This is a genomic window from Streptomyces sp. cg40 (genome assembly GCF_050320165.1).
GTDB classification, from domain to species: Bacteria; Actinomycetota; Actinomycetes; order Streptomycetales; family Streptomycetaceae; genus Streptomyces; species Streptomyces hokutonensis.
This window is the reverse complement of sequence record NZ_CP190128.1, coordinates 8,176,081-8,194,026: the sequence shown is the minus strand read 5'-3', so window position 1 is coordinate 8,194,026 and position 17,946 is coordinate 8,176,081. Positions and strand designations below refer to the sequence as shown.

The window sequence follows — 17,946 nt, the reverse complement described above, 5'->3', positions numbered from 1 at the left end:
TCATTGAACGTTTGCCCGCCTCTGGTCATGGAATTGATCAGAGGCGGGCAGTTTTTATTGCGTTGTCCATCTCGGCGTGCCCGGCCAGAGTTGATCCAAGCCCGCCAGGCGGTGGGCCGATTGCACACGGGAGGTGGGCTGGATGCGGGACACGCTGGTGCTGAACGCGAGCTTCGAGCCGCTGTCGACGGTGTCGTTGAATCGAGCCGTCGTTCTGGTGCTCCAGGACAAGGCTGTCGTCGAGCAGGCCCACCCCGAACTGCGTATGCGCGGAGCCGCAGTTGATATACCGGCCCCCCGGGTGATCCGGTTGTGCAGGTATGTGAGGGTGCCGTTCCGAAGACAAGCTCCGTGGTCGAGGCGCGGTGTGCTGGTCCGGGACCGGCACCGGTGCGCGTACTGCGGCAGGCGGGCGACGACGGTCGACCATGTGGTGCCCAGGGCGCAGGGTGGTCAGGACTCCTGGCTGAACACGGTGGCCTCGTGCGCGGAGGACAACCACCGCAAGGCGGCCCGGACTCCGGAGCAGGCCGGGATGCCGTTGCTGCGGCGTCCGTTCGAGCCGACGCCGGCTGACGCGATGCTGCTGGCGCTGGGGACCGAGGACTTCGACGCCTTGCCGGAGTGGCTGGTGCAGCCCGCGGCGTAGGGCGCGTGAACTGAACTGGGGCCCACCTCCTGCGGGAGGTGGGCCCCAGTGTCGTAGAACAGGTCCGTCAGTCGATGGACGGCTTCTCCCTGCGTTCCGAATTGCCGTCCGAGTTGCCGGAGTTGCCTCCGCCGCCTCCCGAACCGCTGCCGAACGGGCCCATGTTGCCCATCGCGCCGGACAAGCCCTTGAGGGCGTCGCCGATTTCGCTGGGGACGATCCAGAGCTTGTTGGCGTCGCCTTCGGCGATCTTCGGGAGCATCTGGAGGTACTGGTAGCTCAGGAGCTTCTGGTCGGCGTCTCCGGCGTGGATGGCCTCGAAGACCGTACGGACGGCCTGGGCCTCGCCCTCGGCCCGCAGGGCGGCCGCCTTGGCCTCACCTTCGGCGCGCAGGATCTGGGACTGCTTCTCGCCCTCCGCGGTGAGGATGGCCGCCTGGCGGGTGCCCTCCGCGGTGAGGATCGCGGCGCGCTTGTCACGGTCGGCGCGCATCTGCTTCTCCATCGAGTCCTGGATGGAGGTCGGGGGCTCAATCGCCTTGAGTTCGACGCGGTTTACGCGGATGCCCCACTTGCCCGTCGCCTCGTCGAGGACTCCGCGCAGGGCCGCGTTGATCTCCTCGCGGGAGGTCAGCGTCCGCTCCAGGTCCATGCCGCCGATGATGTTGCGGAGCGTGGTGACCGTGAGCTGCTCGATTGCCTGGATGTAGCTGGCCACTTCGTAGGTCGCGGCCCGCGCGTCCGTCACCTGGTAGTAGATGACCGTGTCGATGTTGACGACCAGGTTGTCCTGGGTGATCACCGGCTGCGGCGGGAACGGTACGACCTGTTCGCGCAGGTCGATGCGGTTTCGGATCGTGTCTATGAACGGGACGACGATGTTGAGTCCCGCGTTGAGTGTCCGTGTGTAGCGGCCGAACCGCTCCACGATCGCGGCACTTGCCTGCGGGATGACCTGGATCGTCTTGATCAAAGCGATGAAGACCAACACCACCAGGATGATCAAGACGATGATGACCGGTTCCATCGTGCTCCCCGTACCCTTCTCCGCCTCGGCGCTTTCGGAAGATCTTATGGTTGTTGAAGATCTTGCTGGTCGAGTCTGTCAGACCGTCACGCAACTCGTGTGCTGTTCGGTTCAGTTGAGTCCTGCGAGGTCAGATGACGATCGCGGTGGCTCCCTCGATCTCCACGACGTCCACCTCCTGGCCCGGTTCGTAGGCGCGGTCGGTGTCGAGCGCGCGGGCCGACCAGACCTCGCCGGCGAGCTTGATCCGGCCGTGGCCCGAGCCGTCCACACGCTCCAGGACGACCGCTTGTTTACCCTTCAACGCGTCCACTCCCGTGGCGAGTTGGGGGCGTTGGGAGCGGTGCCGGTTCGCGATGGGCCGTACGACGGCGATGAGGGCCACCGATACGACGGCGAAGACGAGGACCTGGACGACGGGGTCCCCGCCAAGCCCGGAGGTGGCCGCGGCGGCGCCCGCGCCCACGGCGAGCATGCCGAACTCGGGCATGGCGGTCACCACGAGCGGGATCCCGAGTGCCGCCGCGCCGACGAGCCACCACACCCATGCGCCGATGTCGTTCACAAGGTCATGGTAGGGCGGCGGGTCGGGTCGCGGACAGGGCGCATATGCCCGTACGACCCGTATTTTTCAGGGGAGTTCGGTCAGGACATGGGGAGACCGTGTGCGGTCCAGCGGTCGCCGACCTGCTCGACGATCAGCGGGAGGCCGAAGCAGAGGGAGAGGTTGCGCGCGGTGAGTTCGAGCTCAAGGGGGCCAGCGGCGAGGACCTTGCCCTGACGGATCATCAGGACGTGGGTGAAGCCGGGGGCGATCTCCTCTACATGGTGGGTGACCATGATCATGGAGGGGGCGATCGGGTCGCGGGCGAGGCGGCCGAGGCGGCGTACGAGGTCCTCGCGTCCGCCGAGGTCGAGGCCGGCGGCGGGCTCGTCGAGGAGGAGCAGCTCGGGGTCGGTCATCAGGGCGCGGGCGATGAGGGTGCGCTTGCGCTCTCCCTCGGAGAGGGTGCCGAAGCGGCGGTCCAGGTAGTCGCTCATGCCGAGGCGGTCGAGGAAGGCGCGGGCGCGCTGCTCGTCGATGTCCTCGTAGTCCTCGTTCCACCCGGCGGTCATGCCGTAGGCGGCGGTCAGCACGGTCTGGAGGACGGTCTGGCGCTTGGGGAGCTTCTCGGCCATGGCGATACCGGCGACGCCGATGCGGGGGCGCAGTTCGAAGACGTCGACCTTGCCGAGGGTCTCGCCGAGGATGGTGGCGGTGCCGCTGCTGGGGAACAGGTAGCTGGACGCGACATTCAGGAGGGTGGTCTTGCCGGCGCCGTTCGGGCCGAGGATGACCCAGCGCTCGCCCTCCTTGACCGACCAGGAGACCTGGTCCACCAGAGCCCGGCCCTCCCGGACCACGGTTACGTCCTCCAGCTCCAGAACATCGCTCATGAGCGCGCTGTCTCCCATTGCATCGTCGGCCTGTCTCGGCTGTCGCGTGCGCCGGTAGGCGCAGCCCTCGAAGAAATCTACGCCACCGGCCGGGCGGTCCATCCCATCGGTCCGGTCCTTAGGGTGGGGGGCATGCTTTCGGAACCACGATCAGGACGCCTCGCCGCCTGGGGAAACGCCCTTTTGGCCGGTCTTGTCTCACCGGACGACGCCGTACTCGCCATCGTGGGCGAGGACGCCGTGCACCGGGTGGAAGGGCTGCCGGGCGAGTCGGCGCCCGTCGGACTCACACTCGCGCTGGGACGACTGCGCACCCTCGGGGTGACCGGACTCCGGGTCGCGCTGCCCACCTCGGGACACCCGCTGGGGCTGAGCGGCCCGCCCGCGTTCAACGCGCGGGCCCTGGAGGCCGAGGAGGCGGTGATCTGCTACGGCGCCGCGCTCGGCCTCGTTCCCGAGGTGTACGAGGCCGGTCCCGCCGGCGATGTGCATGTCGAGGTCGTCTGGCACTGCCTGCCGGTGCGGGAGGCGCCGCCCGCCGATGTGCCCTCGCTCGGGGAGGCCGAGCGGGAGCTCGCGGAGGCGCTGCGGGACGCTACGGCGGTGTTGTCGCGGCTGGACGTGGCCGGGTCGGGGCCGGTCGCGGAGGCGGCGCTCGACGCGTATCGCGCGCGGGCGGAGCGGGGGCGGGAGGTGTTGGCGCCGGGGTATCCGCCGCGCGCGGTGCGGGTGTTGGAGCTGGCGCAGCGGGTGGGGCTGCTGGTGTCCCTGGCCCGGGAGAGCGGGCACGGGGGTGCGGTGAGCGCGTCCGAGATGGCGGTGCGGGCGGAGGCGTTGCGGCCGGTGGAGCGGACGGCTCGGCGGGCGCAGGTCGCGGCGTACAACTCCGTTGTGGAGGAGCGGGAGAAGGGGGTGCGGTGAGCGTCGGCTTGTGTGGTGTCCGGTGTTGGTGTGGGCGTCCGGGGGCTCCGCCCCCAGGCCCCCGTCGGCCTTGAAGGGGCCTCGTCCTCAAACGCCGGACGGGGCTGATTGTGCGGGCCCACGTTGAAGGCACCGGGCGGGCTGAAAACACAGAAGGGGCCCCGTGAGTCGTCGTTGACTCTCGGGGCCCTTTCTTTACAGCTGTGGGTGTCAGCCGTTGATGCCCTTGTTGCCGAACGTGGGGTTCAGCAGGCCGATGACGTTGACGCTGTCGCCGACGACGTTGACGGGGACGTGGACCGGGACCTGGACGACGTTGCCGGAACCGACACCCGGCGACTTCACGGCCGCGCCGTCGGCACCCGCGTCGGCGACAGCGGCACCGGCGGAGGCGCCAGCGGCGATACCGGCGACGGTGAGGGCCACGGCGGCCTTCTTGGCGATGTTCATGAGAAGCGTTCCTCCTGCGATTGCGTGACCGACCCGGCCGCGGGTCGTGCGCTGAACAACGCAGGTGGTGCCGGAAACGGCACGGGAATGCGCGTTTGACTGCCCGTTCGGATCATTGGCGCGACAAGCCGACGAGGTGACCAGCGGACGAGCAGACCGGCCTCCCGGGAGCGCCCGGGAGGCCGGAGGTCACTGTCGCGGAGCGACGTGCGTCAGTGGTTGACGCCCAGGTTGCCGAAGGCGGGGTTCAGGACGCCGATGACGTTCACGCTGTTGCCCACCGCGTTCACCGGGACGTGCACCGGGACCTGGACGACGTTGCCCGAGCCGACGCCGGGCGAACCGACGGCCTGGCCGTTCGCCAGGCTGTCGGCGGAGGCCAGCCCGGCACCGGCGGCTACCAGCCCGCCGGCCACCATCGTCACGGCCGCTGCCTTCTTCAGGTTCTTCACTTCTGAGCCCTCCTAGCGATCACCGCGGCAGGCGCCGCGGCACGCATGGGAGAACGGTGGAGATCCACGAAGGATGCGCCATCCGGGGGACATTCCCACGACGGTATGAATCTCGGCCCGGAAGGGGACGTTCCAGGTTGCCGCCGCGACCACTCCTATCGCGTCAGACCGTGGCGTACGGCGAACAGGGCCGCCTGCGTGCGGTCCGCCAGGTCGAGCTTCATCAGGATGTTCGAGACATGGGTCTTGACCGTCTTCTCGGAGAGCACCAGGGCGCGGGCTATCTCGCGGTTGGAGCGGCCGTCCGCGATCAGGCCGAGCACCTCGCGCTCCCGCTCCGTGAGCGAACCGCCTCTCCCCTGCCCGGAGTTGGACTCCTCCTGGGACAACAGGACGCCGGCGACCTCGGGTTGGAGCAGGATGTGGCCGGCGTGGACGGAGCGGATGGCGCCGGCCAGGGCGTCCGGGTCCACGTCCTTGTAGACGTAGCCGGCGGCGCCCGCGCGCAGGGCCGGGATCACCGTGCGCTGTTCGGTGAAGCTGGTGACGATCAGCACGCGCGCGGGGTGGTCGAGTTCGCGGAGTCTGCGCAGCGCGTCGATGCCGTCCATGCCCGGCATCTTGACGTCCATGAGGACGACGTCGGGCTTCAACTCCTCGGTGCGGGCGACCCCTTCGGCGCCGTCGGCCGCCTCGCCGACGACCTCGATGTCGTCCTGCACCTCCAGGAAGGTGCGCAGGCCCCGGCGGACGACCTGGTGGTCGTCGACGATCAGCACCTTGATTGCGTCAGCCACCGGGGACCTCCATCTCGATCGTGGTGCCCTTTCCGGGCGCCGATTCCACGGTGAGCGTGCCGCCGACGCCGTTCGTCCGGTCGCGCATCGAGACCAGGCCGAGGTGGCGTCCCGCGCGGCGGATCGACTGGGGTTCGAAGCCGCGGCCGTCGTCGGTGATCCGTAGGACCGCTCCGGAGCCGTGCCGCTCCAGGGTCACGGCGACATGCTCCGCGCCGGAGTGCCGCAGCGCGTTGTGCAGGGCCTCCTGGGCGACGCGCAGCATGGCCTCCTCCTGGGCGGCGGGCAGGGCGCGGAAGCCGCGGCCGGTGAAGGTCACGCGCGCGGTGTGGGCGCGGTCGAGGACCTGGATCTGGGTGCGCAGGGTGGCGCTCAGTCCGTCCTCGTCGAGGGCGGCGGGGCGCAACTCGACGACTGCGGCGCGCAGTTCGTCGGCGGCCTCGGCGGCGAGCGCGGCCACCTGCTGGAGTTCGCCCTTGGCGCGGGAGGGGTCGCGGTCCACGAGGGTGGCGGCGGCCTGTGCGGTGAGGCGCAGCGAGAACAGCTTCTGGGCCACCGCGTCGTGCAGTTCGTGGGCGAGCCGGGAGCGCTCCTCGGCGATGGTCAGCTCGCGGCTGCGCTCGTAGAGGCGGGCGTTGGTGAGGGCGATGGCGGCGTGCTGGGCGAGGATCGAGAGCAGTTCCTCGTCCTCCTCGGTGAAGCCGCAAGTGCCGTCCCTCTTGGGGCAGTTCTTGTTCGCGAGGAACAGGGCGCCGATGACCTCGTCGTCGTCGCGGATGGGCAGGCCCAGGAAGTCGGACATGTCGGGGTGGGCCGAGGGCCAGCCCTCGAAGCGCGGGTCCTTGCGCACGTCCGCGAGGCGCTCGGCCTTGGCCTCGTGCAGCATCGCGGCGAGGATGCCGTGCTGGCGCGGGAGCGGGCCGATGGCCTTCCACTGGGCGTCGCTGACGCCGTCGACCACGAACTGGGCGAAGCCCCCGTGGTCGTCCGGGACGCCGAGGGCGGCGTACTGGGCGTCGAGCAGCTCGCGGGCCGAGGCGACGATCGTCTTGAGGACGTCGCGCACCTCCAGGTGCCTGCTCATGGCCAGCAGCGCGGAACTCACCGCCGCGAGGCCGGACCGTGGACCTTGACTCATGTCCTCACGGTACCGGCGGGGTGTGACAACGCGGATCGGGCCGGTGACGGCTCTCGTCTGGTCCGGAAGGCCTAGGGCGAAGGGCCCCGGTGGACTGCGGCCGGCGTCCGACGCGGCGGGGGCGGTCCCGTTCCTACGTTGGGGGCACGCCGACGGAGGCGTAGTGGACGAGGGGACGTGTGTCATGTCGGTAGCGATCATCACGGGGGCGTCGAAGGGGCTGGGGCGGGCGCTCGCCGAGGCGCTGGCCGCGCGGGGCTGGGACCTGGTGCTGGACGCCAGGACCGAGGGCGCGCTCGGGGAGGCCGCGGTGGCCGTCGGTGCGTACGGCACGCGCGTGGAGGCCGTCCCGGGGGATGTCACGGACGCCGGACACCGGGCCGAGCTGGTGGCCGCGGCGGGGAAGCTGGGCGGCGTCGACCTGGTGGTGAGCAACGCGAGCGCGCTGGGCGCCGAGCCGCTCGTACGGCTCGACGAGCTGCCCCTGGACGGGCTGCGGCGGGCGCTGGAGGTGAACGTGGTGGCCGCCCTCGGGCTGGTCCAGGAGGCGCTGCCGCTGCTGCGGGCCTCGCGGGCCGGTGCGGTGATCGCGGTCAGTTCGGACGCGGGGGCCGAGGCGTACGAGACGTGGGGCGGCTACGGGGCGTCCAAGGCGGCCCTCGACCAGCTCGCGGCGGTGCTCGGCGCGGAGGAGCCCGGGCTGCGGGTGTGGGCGGTCGACCCCGGGGACATGGCCACGGACCTGTACGCGGCGGCCGTACCGGACGACGACGATCCACGGCCGAAGCCCGCTTCTGTGGTGCCCGCCTTCCTACGGCTCCTGGACGAGCGGCCGGCGAGCGGGCGCTACGGCGCCCCGGCGCTGCTGGAGGAGCGATGACGGTGGCCGTGCGCGTACCCGAGGAGCTGTCCGCGCGCATTCCGGCCGAGCAGCGCGGGCCCGGACTCGACCGGGATGCCGTACGGCTGCTGGTGTCGCGGGGTACCGAGGTGTCGCATCACGGGTTCGGGGAGTTGCCGCGGCTGCTGCGGGCCGGGGATCTGCTGGTCGTGAACACGTCGCCGACGCTGGCCGCCGCGGTGGACGGGTGGGTCGGGCACGCGCGCGTGGTGGTGCATTTCTCGACGCGGGGCGATGACGGCCGGTGGGCGGTCGAGCTGCGGGAGCCGGACGGGAAGGGCACCTCACGCGCGCGTGCGGGCGGCCCGGCGGGGACGGAGGTTCGGCTGCCCGGGGACACGCGGCTGACCCTGGAGGAGCCCCTGAGCGCGCGGGGTGAGCGGTTGTGGTGGGCGCGGGTGTCCGGGGTGGAACGGGTAGGAGTGGGCGGGTCCGGGATCGGGCTGCCATCGGCTGGAGGGGCGGGCCCAGGAACGCCCGAGGCCTCGGCACCGGAGCGCGGGGTCACACGGCCGGGAACACCGAGGCCCGTGCCCGGGACGGGAGTCCTGGCGCCCGACGCGTCGCGTCCAAAGGTGCCGGAGCCGGAGACGTCGGACCCGGAGGTGTCGGGAGCGGGCGTGCTCGCGCTGTTGCGTGAGCACGGGCGCCCCATTCGCTACTCCTATACGGAGCGGGATCAGCCGTTGTCCGTCTACCAGACGGTGTTCTCGTTGCCGTCGGAGGACGGGACCGGCAGTGCGGAGATGCCGAGTGCCGCGCGGCCCTTCACCGCGCGGATGGTGGCGGAGCTGGTGAGCCGGGGGGTGCAGTTCGCGCCGGTCACCCTGCACACCGGGGTCGCGTCGGCCGAGGTGCACGAGCCGCCGTATCCGGAGCGGTTCGCGGTGCCGGAGGCGTCGGCCCGGTTGATCAATGCCGCCCGCGCGGGGGACGGGCGGGTGATCGCGGTGGGGACCACGGCGGTGCGGGCCGTCGAGTCCGCCGCCGGGAGTGAGGGGGTCGTACGCGCGCGTGCGGGGTGGACGGATCTCGTCGTCACCCCGGAGCGTGGGGTGCGGGTGGTGGACGGGCTGCTGACGGGGCTGCACGAGCCGGAGGCCTCGCATCTGCTGATGCTGGAGGCGGTCGCCGGGCGGGCCGCCGTCGACCGCAGTTATGAGGAGGCGCTGCGCGGGCTCTACCTGTGGCACGAGTTCGGGGACGTGCACCTCATCCTCTCGGAGGAGGATCCTCACACTGTGCGTTGCGCGAGCAACTGCGAGTGAGGTTGTCGCGCCGCCGATGTGAGCCCGCACATAGGGCGCAGATCACGTACTAGGACACATAGGAGATAAACCCGACCCGCTTGAGCGGGACAGAAGGTCCCGTCTGTCCCGTTTTGCCCTTCCCTGGTCCACTACCGGGGATCGTACGTCACACCTTTGCCACAGGTTTTTGCGACCGCTAAGAATTGCAGCCGTCGCTCAGCGCCGCGGATCCCGTCCGCGGCGTTTGTGCCGGAAGCACCCGCGTCCCCGCCGGACGGTGAGCGACCTCCGCACGATTCGAAGAGGTCCATCCGCCATGCCCGAGAACACGAACACTCCCGGTCGCAGTCGCCTGGCCAAGCTGACGAAGCAGCACAGGATCGCGCTCGCCGGTGTCGCCACGCTCGGCGCCGCCGCCCTCGCCTTCTCCGCGGTGCCCAGCGACGCGGGGACGACCACCACCGACGCCGCGTCCACGGCGAAGGTCACGTACAGCACGGAGCCCATCAAGGGCGTCAAGGCCAGCGTCACCGACCAGCTCGCCGGTGCCAGCCTCAAGACCGAGGCGATCCAGGCGAAGGCCGACGCCAAGGCGAAGGCCGCGAAGGCCAAGGCGGACGCAGCCGCGAAGAAGAAGGCCGCCGAAGCCGCCGCCAAGAAGAAGGCGGAGGCCGCGCGCAAGGCCAAGAAGGCCGCGAGCCGCTCCAGCCAGCGCGTCAAGCTCCAGCCCGTCGCCGCGACGACGTACGCCAACAACCTCAACGGCTGGATCAACCACGCCCTGGCGATCATGAAGCAGAAGGGCATCCCGGGCTCGTACTACGGCCTGTACAAGAACATCATGCGGGAGTCCTCGGGCAACCCGAGCGCCGTCAACGGCTGGGACGTCAACGCGGTCAACGGCACCCCGTCGATCGGTCTGCTCCAGGTCATCCAGCCGACGTTCAACGCGTACCACGTCTCCGGTACCTCGACGAACATCTACGACCCGGTCGCCAACATCACCGCCGCGGCCAACTACGCCGCCGCGCGGTACGGCTCGATCGACAACGTCAACAGCGCGTACTGAGACGTGTACTGAGACCTCCGGCGGACCTCTGGGTCTCGGTACCGACGCCGAAGGGCGGCACCCGTGTGAGGGGTGCCGCCCTTCGGCGTCGTACGGGCACTGCTACTTGCGCATGACCTCGGGCTCGTGGCGGCGCAGGAAGCGGGACACGAAGAAGCCGCAGATGATGCCGAGGGCGATCAGGGCGGCCATGTCCATGCCCCACGCGCCGACGGTGTGCTCCCACAGCGGGTCGTTGCTGTCGCCGGGCTTGGGCGGGCTGATCTTGTTGAAGTCCAGCGTGGCGCCCGCGGCGCCGACCGCCCAGCGCGAGGGCATCAGGTACGAGAACTGGTTGACGCCGATCGCGCCGTTCAGCGTGAACAGGCAGCCGGTGAACACGACCTGGATGATCGCGAACATCACCAGCAGCGGCATGGTCTTCTCGGCCGTCTTCACCAGCGAGGAGATGATCAGGCCGAACATCATCGCGGTGAAGCCGAGGCCCATGATCGGGATGCACAGCTCGAACATGGTCTGGCTGCCGAGGACCAGGCCCTGCTTCGGGATCTCCCGGCTGGAGAAGCCGATGACACCGACCATCAGGCCCTGGAGCGCGGTGATCACACCGAGCACGAACACCTTGGACATCAGGTACGCGGAGCGGGACAGGCCCGTCGCGCGCTCCCGTTCGTAGATGACCCGTTCCTTGATCAGCTCACGGACGGAGTTGGCCGCGCCGGCGAAGCACGCGCCGACCGCGAGGATCAGCAGGACGGTGGTGGCCGTGCCGTTCGGGATGATGGTGCCGTTCGCCCTGGCCGGGTTGGGCAGCAGGCTGTTGCCCGAGTCGATGAGCAGGCTCACCGCACCCAGCACACCCGGCAGGATCACCATCAGGGCCAGGAAGCCCTTGTCGGAGGCGATCACCGTGACGTAGCGGCGCACCAGCGTGACGAACTGCGACATCCAGCCCTGTGGCTTCGGCGGTTTCATGGCCTGCATCGGCGGCATCTGTACGGACTGCGGAGCAATCGCGTCGATGTCGGCGGCGTACATCTGGTAGTGCTGCGAGCCCTTCCAGCGGCCGGCCCAGTCGTAGTCGCGGTAGTTCTCGAAGGCGGAGAAGACATCGGCCCAGGTGTCGTAGCCGAAGAAGTTCAGCGCCTCCTCGGGCGGGCCGAAGTAGGCGACGGCACCGCCCGGAGCCATCACCAACAGCTTGTCGCAGATCGCCAGTTCGGCCACGGAGTGGGTGACGACGAGGACCGTGCGGCCGTCGTCGGCGAGGCCGCGCAGCAGCTGCATGACATCGCGGTCCATGCCCGGGTCGAGGCCCGAGGTGGGCTCGTCCAGGAAGATCAGCGAGGGCTTGGTGAGGAGCTCCAGGGCCACCGAGACACGCTTGCGCTGGCCGCCGGAGAGAGAAGTGATCTTCTTCTCCTTGTGGATGTCGAGCTTCAGCTCGCGCAGCACCTCGTCGATGCGGGCCTCGCGCTCGTCGCCGGTGGTGTCGGCGGGAAAGCGCAGCTTGGCCGCGTACTTGAGGGCCTTCTTGACGGTCAGCTCCTTGTGCAGGATGTCGTCCTGCGGGACCAGACCGATGCGCTGGCGCAGCTCGGCGAACTGCTTGTACAGGTTGCGGTTGTCGTAGAGGACGTCGCCCTGGTTGGCGGGCCGGTAGCCGGTGAGCGCCTTGAGCAGGGTCGACTTTCCGGAGCCCGACGGGCCGATGACCGCGATCAGCGACTTCTCCGGTACGCCGAAGGAGACGTCCTTGAGGATCTGCTTGCCGCCGTCGACCGTCACCGTCAAGTGCCGGGCGGAGAAGGAGACTTCACCGGTGTCGACGAACTCCTCGAGCCGGTCCCCGACCAGCCGGAACGTCGAGTGGCCGACGCCCACGATGTCGTTCGGGCCGAGCAGCGCCGAGCCGCCCTTGGCGATCGGCTGACCGTTGACGTACGTCCCGTTGTGCGAGCCGAGGTCGCGGATCTCGAAGCGGCCGTCGAGTGTCGCGTGGAACTCGGCGTGGTGGCGCGAGACCTGGAGGTCGGAGACCACCAACTCGTTCTCCAGCGCGCGGCCGATGCGCATCACGCGGTCCAGCGAGAACTGGTGGAACGTGGTCGGGCTGCGGTCGCCGTAGACCGGCGGCGCCCCCGCGCCGACACCGGGTCCCGGCTGCTGCGGAATCTGCGCGGCGGCCGGCGGCTGGAAACGCTGCTGCTCGGGCGTCTGCTGCGGCGGCGCCTGCTGGGCCCAGCCGGGGCCCGCGCCCTGTGCCGCGTACGGCTGTTGCTGCGGCTGGGCCTGCGGGCTCGCCACCGAGGCGGCGGCGCCGGACAGGACCAGCTGCGGGCCGTCGGTCGCGTTGCCCAGGTGCACGGACGAGCCGGGGCCGATCTCCATCTGATGGATGCGCTGGCCCTGCACGAACGTGCCGTTGGTGCTGCCGTGGTCGTCGATGACCCAACTCCGGCCGCTCCAGCTGATCGTGGCGTGCCGCCAGGAGACCCTGGCGTCGTCGACCACGACGTCCCCCTGCGGATCACGTCCGAGGGTGTAGGTCCTGGACGCGTCGAGCGTCCAGGTTTGTCCATTCAATTCCAGTACGAGTTCCGGCACTCCATGCCCCACTGAGTAGTCCCCCGAGTTACCCCCATCACAGGGAGTCTAGGGATGTCGAACATCGTCGGGAACTATTTCAGGCTGCACCCCCTGACCGAAAGTCGGGCCTTGTGAAGAGCACGCCGTTCCGCGTTCGACGGTTCCGTTGACGGGGTGGAAACCGACCCGGAGAGTGGTAATCCACGCGAGGGGGGACATGCGTGGTGTCCGCACCACGCCGTGCCGCGGATCGGGGGGTCTGCCCATGAACTCAGCGACGAGTGTCAGGACGGCGCACTACGACACGAGGGTGCCCTGGAGTGACGTCCTGCTGTCCGCGATCGCCGCGGTGAGTTGGGCGTTGATAGGGATGGCGGGCACCGCGGCGCTCGGCCTGCACCTGCTCGGCGCCGACGCGACGGGCTCGCTCGGCCCGATGACCGCGGCGGTGGTGGCGCTCGGCGCGGGCGGTTCGGTCACTCCGAACGGCGACGTCTCCGCCTTCGGCCTGACCGGCGCCCAGGCGACCACGGCCGTGACGATCACGCCGTTGGGCGTGAGCCTGGTGGGCGCACTGCTTCTGTCGTACTTCTTCCTACGGTCCCTGCGGGCGGGCGCAGTTGTGATCGCCCCGGCCGAACTCCTCGCACGCGCGGGCTCGGTGGTCGCGCTCTTCGTGGCGATGCTCGGCGGGCTGGCCTGGGCCGGGCACGACGTCATCACGATCGACGGCAGCAAGCTGGGCCTCGACAAGATCACGGGGGGCGGCGGTAGCGGCGGCGGGATAAGTATCCCTGGTATCGGTGACATCGGCGGCCTGTTGCCCGGCAAGATCAGCGACCTGGTCAAGGCGAAGGCCGCGGTCGGCTTCACGGTCGACACGGCGCCGACCCTGCTGGGCGGCCTGGCCTGGTCGGCGGGCATCCTGCTCATCGCCCTGCTGGCGTCCCGCCGTACGCCCCTCCCCCACGGCTGGGAGGCCGTCCACCGCGTCGTACGGCCGGCCGCGTCCGCGCTCGTGACGGTGCTGCTGGTCGCGGTGGCGGCGGGGCTCGCGGCGGCCGCGTACGCCGCGATCGGCGACGACCATCCCAAACGGATCGCGGGCGCCGCGCTGTTGGGCGCGCCCAACGGGGTCTGGCTCGGCATCCCCATCGGCCTCTTCGTCCCCTGGGACGGCAAGGCGACGGGCGAACTGGCGAAGCTGCTCCCCCATCCCCTGGACCAACTCCTGAGCGTGAAGTCGGACCAGCCGGTGACACTGGGGCGACTGGCCGAACTGGACAACCGCGTATGGCTGTTGGGGGTCGCCGCGGCCCTGATGATGTTGCTGGCGGGCGTACTCACGGCGGCACGGACACCACTGGGCGCGAAGGGCATCGGCGGTCCGGGGGCGCTCGGTTTCGCCGGACGCTGTGCCTTGCGACTCGGGATCGCGACCGCCCTGACACTGCCGCTGCTGGCCTGGCTGACGGATGTGTCGGTGGACGCCTCGCTGTCGGTCCTGGGCTTCGACGCGTTCGGCGCCGGGATCCAGTTGCATGGGCATCTGGGCATGGCGCTGCTGCTGGGCGCGGTGTGGGGCGCGGGTGCGGGGGGCGTCGGGGGGCTGCTCGCGTATGCGACGGGGGCGGCGGGACGGCGTGCCTCGCGGTTGGCACTGGGTGACTTGGGGGTGGCGGGGCCGGGAGCGGGGCCGGGACCGGACACCGGGGCGCCGGGATACGAGGTCCATCCGGAACACGCGCAGCCTGCGGGGAGTACGGGACACACGGGACACACAGGCCCCTACGTGCCGACCACGCCGTACCGCGCACCCAACCCCGCGACGAATCCGTATCTCCAACTGCCGGATGAACTGCGGCAACCGGAGGGCGGCGGGGCGCCGGGTGGTGGCGGGGCGCCGGGTGGTGCGGGGGCGGATGGTGCGCGGCCCGGCGCCGGGACTCGGCCTCCTGGACCGGAGTGGCCGCAGGACTCGGGCGGCCCGCCTCAGAAGGGCGCGTGGCCGCCGGGGAACGCCGGAGCGGGCGGCGCTCGGTCCGACGCCGGAGCTCGACCTCCCGGCCCCGGACGGCCACGGGACTCGGGCCCGCCTCAGGACGGCGCGTGGCCGCCGGATGCGCGGTCGCCGCGAGAAGGCGGTCGGCCGCCAGCCGGAGACTCCTGGTCGTCCGGACCGGAGTGGCCACCGGCCTCGGGCTCGCCTCAGGAGAGTGCCTGGCCGCCGGATGCGCGGTCGCCGCGCGGAGGCGGTCGGCCGCCCGCCGGAGACCCGTGGTCGTCCGGCGCGTCGGGCGGCGCGGGGCGGTCCGGGGGTGTCCCTGCGGACGACGCCACTCGGCCCTACGGCGAACCCGTGCCCTACGGCGACCCGCAGCCGCCCGGCACCCCCTCGCCGCCCGCCGACATGTACGGTGCTCCGACCCAGTCCTACGAGCCGCCGCCCCGGCGTCGGCCCGGCGCGCCGTCGCGGGACTGGCCGGGGGACGACTCGGACGACGGGCAGCAGCCTCCGCCTCCGCCGCCACCTCCAGGGAGGCCCAAGGGGCGCCGGTGATCCGCTTCGGCGGCGCCCGAACCGTCGCGCCCCACCCGTGCGGCCGTACCCCTCGCGGCCCGCGCCGTACCAGTCAGTCGTCTCCCTGTCCGGCGTCCCGCCAACTTCTGATCGGCGGTGCGCCCCACCGCGACCGCCTGGGCGCGTCTCCCGATCGTCGTCGAACCGGCTCGTGACCGCCCACCAGCGCCTTCGTGATCGGCTCGTAAGACTCCCGCCACCGATCCGACACCCACTGTTCCGTGTCCGCTAGGCGGACCTCTGCGGCATAAGGCACTCCGTGCCGGATACGGTGGGTACACCATGAGCGCTTCGCAGACCTCTGACGTCCCCACTCTCCTCGTCAAGATCTTCGGCAAGGACAGGCCGGGCATCACGGCCGGACTCTTCGACACCCTCGCCGCCTACTCCGTCGACGTGGTCGACATCGAGCAGGTCGTCACACGTGGCCGGATGGTGCTGTGCGCGCTGGTGACGCCGCCGCCCGCCGGGCTCGAAGGGGATCTGCGGGCCACCGTGCACAGCTGGGCCGAGTCGATGAAGATGCAGGCGGAGATCATCTCCGGCCTCGGCGACAACCGTCCGCGCGGACACGGCCGTTCGCTCGTGACGGTGCTCGGCCATCCCCTCACCGCGGAGTCCACCGCCGCGATCGCCGCCCGTATCACCAAGGCCGGCGGCAACATCGACCGTATCTTCCGGCTCGCCAAGTACCCCGTGACAGCGGTCGAGTTCGCGGTGTCCGGGGTGGAGACCGAGCCCCTGCGCACCGCCCTCGCCACCCACGCGGCGGCGCTCGGCGTCGATGTCGCGGTCGTGGCGGCGGGGCTGCACCGGCGGGCCCAGCGGCTCGTCGTCATGGACGTGGACTCGACGCTCATCCAGGACGAGGTCATCGAGCTCTTCGCCGCGCACGCCGGCTGCGAGGCCGAGGTCGCCGAGGTGACCGCCGCCGCGATGCGCGGGGAGCTGGACTTCGAGCAGTCGCTGCACGCGCGCGTGGCGCTGCTGGCGGGGCTGGACGCCTCGGTCGTGGACAAGGTGCGCAGCGAGGTGCGGCTGACGCCCGGCGCCCGCACCCTGATCCGCACGCTCAAGCGGCTCGGCTATCAAGTCGGCGTCGTCTCGGGCGGGTTCACCCAGGTCACCGACGACCTCAAGGACCGGCTCGGGCTCGACTTCGCCCAGGCGAACACGCTGGAGATCGCCGACGGGAAACTGACCGGCAAGGTCACCGGCGAGATCGTCGACCGCGCGGGCAAGGCCCGGCTGTTGCGCCGCTTCGCCGCCGAGGCGGGCGTACCGCTGGCGCAGACCGTGGCGATCGGCGACGGCGCCAACGACCTGGACATGCTCAATGCGGCCGGTCTCGGTGTCGCCTTCAACGCGAAGCCGGTCGTACGGCAGGCCGCGCACACGGCGGTGAACGTGCCGTTCCTCGACACCGTGCTGTATCTGCTGGGCGTCACCCGCGAAGAGGTCGAGGCGGCGGACACCCACGACGAGGACTGACCCCCGGATACTTCAGGACCTTCAGGGGCCCGGCACCACTCGGTGCCGGGCCCCTTGTCGTGCGGGTCCCCGGGACTGCGGGGTCCACGGGTCTACTCGGACGGCGCCCAGTAGTCGGTCAGGGTCGCCACGCCCGGCTCCAGTGACTTCCAGGAGCCGTCGAAGGTCAGCACGGCGAAGGCGGCGGTCGAGAAGCCGCGGCGGGTCAGCCGCTCGCGGGCTTCGCCGGTGTCCGGTCCGGAGAGGATCTCGGTCAGGCCCTGGACGCCCGGGTTGTGGCCGATGAGGATCAGGTTCCGCGAGTCGTCGGGCGTCTCGTTCAGTACGGCGATCAACTCGCCGGGCGAGGCCTCGTAGAGCCTCTCCTCGTAGACGGTTTTCGGCCGGTGCGCGAGTTCGTGGACGGCCAGCTTCCAGGTCTCCCGGGTGCGGGTCGCGGTGGAGCAGAGGGCCAGATCGAAGGGGATGCCGGTGTCGGCCAGTCTGCTTCCGGCGGTGGCCGCGTCCAGGCGGCCCCGCTCAGCGAGCGGCCGCTCGTGGTCGGTCACCTCGGGCCAGTCGGCCTTCGCATGCCGGAAGAGGACGATCCTGCGGGGTTCTGCGACGCTCATGGGATCCAGCTTCGCATGAAACAGGCCATGGGGCGCAGGGAGTTGACGGGCGGCTTCGCCCGTGCTCAGCGGGCTATGAGCTGCTGTACGCGCTCGAAGAGGTGCGTGATCATCGGGTCCGAGGCCGCCGCTTGCGCGTCCGTCGGGTTGAGCATCATCACGAGCAGCACGACGAAGGCGAGCGCCGGCAGGGCGAGGGCCCACCACGGCAGCCTGATGTCGACGCCGCCCGTGGTCGCCGGGTGGGGCCGGGTGTGCGTTGGGGCCGACATGTGTGCCTCCGCTGGTCTCCGAGTGGTCCGCGATCCGCTTCTCGCGGTCACAGTTCGAAGTTACGGAACGCGCGGCCCTCAACCCATCCGGAGATCCACCCACTTGACCCTGAGCCTCACCCCCTAGGGGATGGTGGGGAGAACCCCACCATCGACTCAGGCGCGTGTGGTCACGGGGACGCGATGGTCGCGATGATGGCGATGACGATGAAGATGGCGAAGAACGAGCCGAAGACGAGCAGCATCTTCCGCTGGCCGTTCTGAGGGTTCGGGTCGAGCACTGGCATACGTCCAGTCTCGCACCCTTGGTC

General features: G+C 70.5%; 18 protein-coding genes. 7 read left to right on the top strand and 11 right to left on the bottom strand.

What is annotated here, in order from left to right; genetic code table 11:
- Positions 1-142 precede the first annotated feature (142 nt).
- Positions 143-649, top strand: a complete 507-nt coding sequence (locus ACQHII_RS36980) for an HNH endonuclease (protein WP_427923343.1) — start codon at positions 143-145, stop codon at positions 647-649.
- Positions 650-716: 67 nt separating this feature from the next.
- Here the strand turns inward: ACQHII_RS36980 and ACQHII_RS36975 are convergent, their stop codons facing one another.
- The 3 genes from ACQHII_RS36975 to ACQHII_RS36965 form a co-directional block, all read right to left on the bottom strand.
- Positions 717-1,676: an SPFH domain-containing protein gene (locus ACQHII_RS36975; RefSeq protein ID WP_427923342.1), complete on the bottom strand. Its 960-nt coding sequence runs from the start codon at positions 1,674-1,676 to the stop codon at positions 717-719.
- A gap of 130 nt (positions 1,677-1,806) precedes the next feature.
- Positions 1,807-2,241: an NfeD family protein gene (locus tag ACQHII_RS36970; protein WP_427923341.1), complete on the bottom strand. Its 435-nt coding sequence runs from the start codon at positions 2,239-2,241 to the stop codon at positions 1,807-1,809.
- Positions 2,242-2,321: 80 nt separating this feature from the next.
- Complete coding sequence (locus ACQHII_RS36965; RefSeq protein ID WP_356059125.1) at positions 2,322-3,113, bottom strand: ABC transporter ATP-binding protein; 792 nt, start codon at positions 3,111-3,113, stop codon at positions 2,322-2,324.
- A 132-nt stretch (positions 3,114-3,245) separates the two neighbouring features.
- Between ACQHII_RS36965 and ACQHII_RS36960 the strand changes: the two genes are divergently transcribed.
- Positions 3,246-4,034, top strand: coding sequence for a hypothetical protein (locus tag ACQHII_RS36960; protein ID WP_427923340.1), 789 nt, complete (start codon positions 3,246-3,248; stop codon positions 4,032-4,034).
- A gap of 210 nt (positions 4,035-4,244) precedes the next feature.
- Here the strand turns inward: ACQHII_RS36960 and ACQHII_RS36955 are convergent, their stop codons facing one another.
- The 4 genes from ACQHII_RS36955 to ACQHII_RS36940 all read right to left on the bottom strand — a co-directional run bounded on the left by ACQHII_RS36955 (position 4,245) and on the right by ACQHII_RS36940 (position 6,871).
- Positions 4,245-4,484 carry a chaplin family protein gene (locus ACQHII_RS36955; RefSeq protein WP_019067389.1) on the bottom strand — a complete coding sequence of 80 codons (240 nt, stop codon included), beginning with the start codon at positions 4,482-4,484 and terminating at the stop codon, positions 4,245-4,247.
- A gap of 212 nt (positions 4,485-4,696) precedes the next feature.
- Positions 4,697-4,936, bottom strand: coding sequence for a chaplin (locus ACQHII_RS36950; protein WP_427923339.1), 240 nt, complete (start codon positions 4,934-4,936; stop codon positions 4,697-4,699).
- A 155-nt stretch (positions 4,937-5,091) separates the two neighbouring features.
- Positions 5,092-5,733, bottom strand: coding sequence for a response regulator (locus ACQHII_RS36945; RefSeq protein ID WP_019067391.1), 642 nt, complete (start codon positions 5,731-5,733; stop codon positions 5,092-5,094).
- The gene (locus ACQHII_RS36940) at positions 5,726-6,871 is read right to left on the bottom strand and encodes a GAF domain-containing sensor histidine kinase (protein ID WP_427923338.1); all 1,146 of its coding nucleotides are present in this window, start codon (positions 6,869-6,871) and stop codon (positions 5,726-5,728) included. The genes ACQHII_RS36945 and ACQHII_RS36940 overlap by 8 nt, the downstream gene beginning before the upstream one ends.
- A 184-nt stretch (positions 6,872-7,055) precedes the next feature.
- On the opposite strand from ACQHII_RS36940, the gene ACQHII_RS36935 reads away from it, so the two are divergent.
- The 3 genes from ACQHII_RS36935 to ACQHII_RS36925 all read left to right on the top strand — a co-directional run bounded on the left by ACQHII_RS36935 (position 7,056) and on the right by ACQHII_RS36925 (position 10,091).
- On the top strand, positions 7,056-7,751 hold the full coding sequence (locus tag ACQHII_RS36935; protein ID WP_427923337.1) for an SDR family NAD(P)-dependent oxidoreductase: 696 nt from the start codon (positions 7,056-7,058) through the stop codon (positions 7,749-7,751).
- The gene (locus tag ACQHII_RS36930; RefSeq protein ID WP_427923336.1) at positions 7,748-9,040 is read left to right on the top strand and encodes an S-adenosylmethionine:tRNA ribosyltransferase-isomerase; all 1,293 of its coding nucleotides are present in this window, start codon (positions 7,748-7,750) and stop codon (positions 9,038-9,040) included. Before ACQHII_RS36935 ends, ACQHII_RS36930 begins: the two co-directional genes overlap by 4 nt.
- Positions 9,041-9,338: 298 nt before the next feature.
- The gene (locus ACQHII_RS36925; RefSeq protein ID WP_427923335.1) at positions 9,339-10,091 is read left to right on the top strand and encodes a transglycosylase SLT domain-containing protein; all 753 of its coding nucleotides are present in this window, start codon (positions 9,339-9,341) and stop codon (positions 10,089-10,091) included.
- A 102-nt stretch (positions 10,092-10,193) separates the two neighbouring features.
- Here ACQHII_RS36925 and ACQHII_RS36920 read toward each other — a convergent pair whose 3' ends face one another.
- Positions 10,194-12,698: an FHA domain-containing protein gene (locus ACQHII_RS36920; RefSeq protein ID WP_427923334.1), complete on the bottom strand. Its 2,505-nt coding sequence runs from the start codon at positions 12,696-12,698 to the stop codon at positions 10,194-10,196.
- 247 nt (positions 12,699-12,945) lie between these two features.
- On the opposite strand from ACQHII_RS36920, the gene ACQHII_RS36915 reads away from it, so the two are divergent.
- Positions 12,946-15,240, top strand: coding sequence for a streptophobe family protein (locus ACQHII_RS36915; RefSeq protein ID WP_427923333.1), 2,295 nt, complete (start codon positions 12,946-12,948; stop codon positions 15,238-15,240).
- A gap of 303 nt (positions 15,241-15,543) precedes the next feature.
- Positions 15,544-16,752: a phosphoserine phosphatase SerB gene (serB, locus tag ACQHII_RS36910; protein ID WP_427923332.1), complete on the top strand. Its 1,209-nt coding sequence runs from the start codon at positions 15,544-15,546 to the stop codon at positions 16,750-16,752.
- A 92-nt stretch (positions 16,753-16,844) separates the two neighbouring features.
- Here the strand turns inward: serB and ACQHII_RS36905 are convergent, their stop codons facing one another.
- From ACQHII_RS36905 to ACQHII_RS36895, 3 genes are all read right to left on the bottom strand, one after another.
- Positions 16,845-17,363, bottom strand: a complete 519-nt coding sequence (locus tag ACQHII_RS36905) for a SixA phosphatase family protein (RefSeq protein WP_019067399.1) — start codon at positions 17,361-17,363, stop codon at positions 16,845-16,847.
- Positions 17,364-17,428: 65 nt separating this feature from the next.
- Positions 17,429-17,635: a hypothetical protein gene (locus tag ACQHII_RS36900; RefSeq protein ID WP_019067400.1), complete on the bottom strand. Its 207-nt coding sequence runs from the start codon at positions 17,633-17,635 to the stop codon at positions 17,429-17,431.
- 170 nt (positions 17,636-17,805) lie between these two features.
- Complete coding sequence (locus tag ACQHII_RS36895) at positions 17,806-17,922, bottom strand: SGM_5486 family transporter-associated protein (protein WP_086021959.1); 117 nt, start codon at positions 17,920-17,922, stop codon at positions 17,806-17,808.
- Positions 17,923-17,946 lie beyond the last annotated feature (24 nt).

What these genes read in the sequence shown, in the direction of transcription:
- ACQHII_RS36980 (WP_427923343.1), top strand. Translation starts at nt 143, where the DNA reads ATGCGGGACACGCTGGTGCTGAACGCGAGCTTCGAGCCGCTGTCGACG.
- ACQHII_RS36975 (WP_427923342.1), bottom strand. Translation starts at nt 1,676, where the DNA reads ATGGAACCGGTCATCATCGTCTTGATCATCCTGGTGGTGTTGGTCTTC.
- ACQHII_RS36965 (WP_356059125.1), bottom strand. Translation starts at nt 3,113, where the DNA reads ATGAGCGATGTTCTGGAGCTGGAGGACGTAACCGTGGTCCGGGAGGGC.
- ACQHII_RS36960 (WP_427923340.1), top strand. Translation starts at nt 3,246, where the DNA reads ATGCTTTCGGAACCACGATCAGGACGCCTCGCCGCCTGGGGAAACGCC.
- ACQHII_RS36955 (WP_019067389.1), bottom strand. Translation starts at nt 4,484, where the DNA reads ATGAACATCGCCAAGAAGGCCGCCGTGGCCCTCACCGTCGCCGGTATC.
- ACQHII_RS36940 (WP_427923338.1), bottom strand. Translation starts at nt 6,871, where the DNA reads ATGAGTCAAGGTCCACGGTCCGGCCTCGCGGCGGTGAGTTCCGCGCTG.
- ACQHII_RS36935 (WP_427923337.1), top strand. Translation starts at nt 7,056, where the DNA reads ATGTCGGTAGCGATCATCACGGGGGCGTCGAAGGGGCTGGGGCGGGCG.
- ACQHII_RS36930 (WP_427923336.1), top strand. Translation starts at nt 7,748, where the DNA reads ATGACGGTGGCCGTGCGCGTACCCGAGGAGCTGTCCGCGCGCATTCCG.
- ACQHII_RS36925 (WP_427923335.1), top strand. Translation starts at nt 9,339, where the DNA reads ATGCCCGAGAACACGAACACTCCCGGTCGCAGTCGCCTGGCCAAGCTG.
- ACQHII_RS36915 (WP_427923333.1), top strand. Translation starts at nt 12,946, where the DNA reads ATGAACTCAGCGACGAGTGTCAGGACGGCGCACTACGACACGAGGGTG.
- serB (WP_427923332.1), top strand. Translation starts at nt 15,544, where the DNA reads ATGAGCGCTTCGCAGACCTCTGACGTCCCCACTCTCCTCGTCAAGATC.
- ACQHII_RS36905 (WP_019067399.1), bottom strand. Translation starts at nt 17,363, where the DNA reads ATGAGCGTCGCAGAACCCCGCAGGATCGTCCTCTTCCGGCATGCGAAG.
- ACQHII_RS36900 (WP_019067400.1), bottom strand. Translation starts at nt 17,635, where the DNA reads ATGTCGGCCCCAACGCACACCCGGCCCCACCCGGCGACCACGGGCGGC.
- ACQHII_RS36895 (WP_086021959.1), bottom strand. Translation starts at nt 17,922, where the DNA reads ATGCCAGTGCTCGACCCGAACCCTCAGAACGGCCAGCGGAAGATGCTG.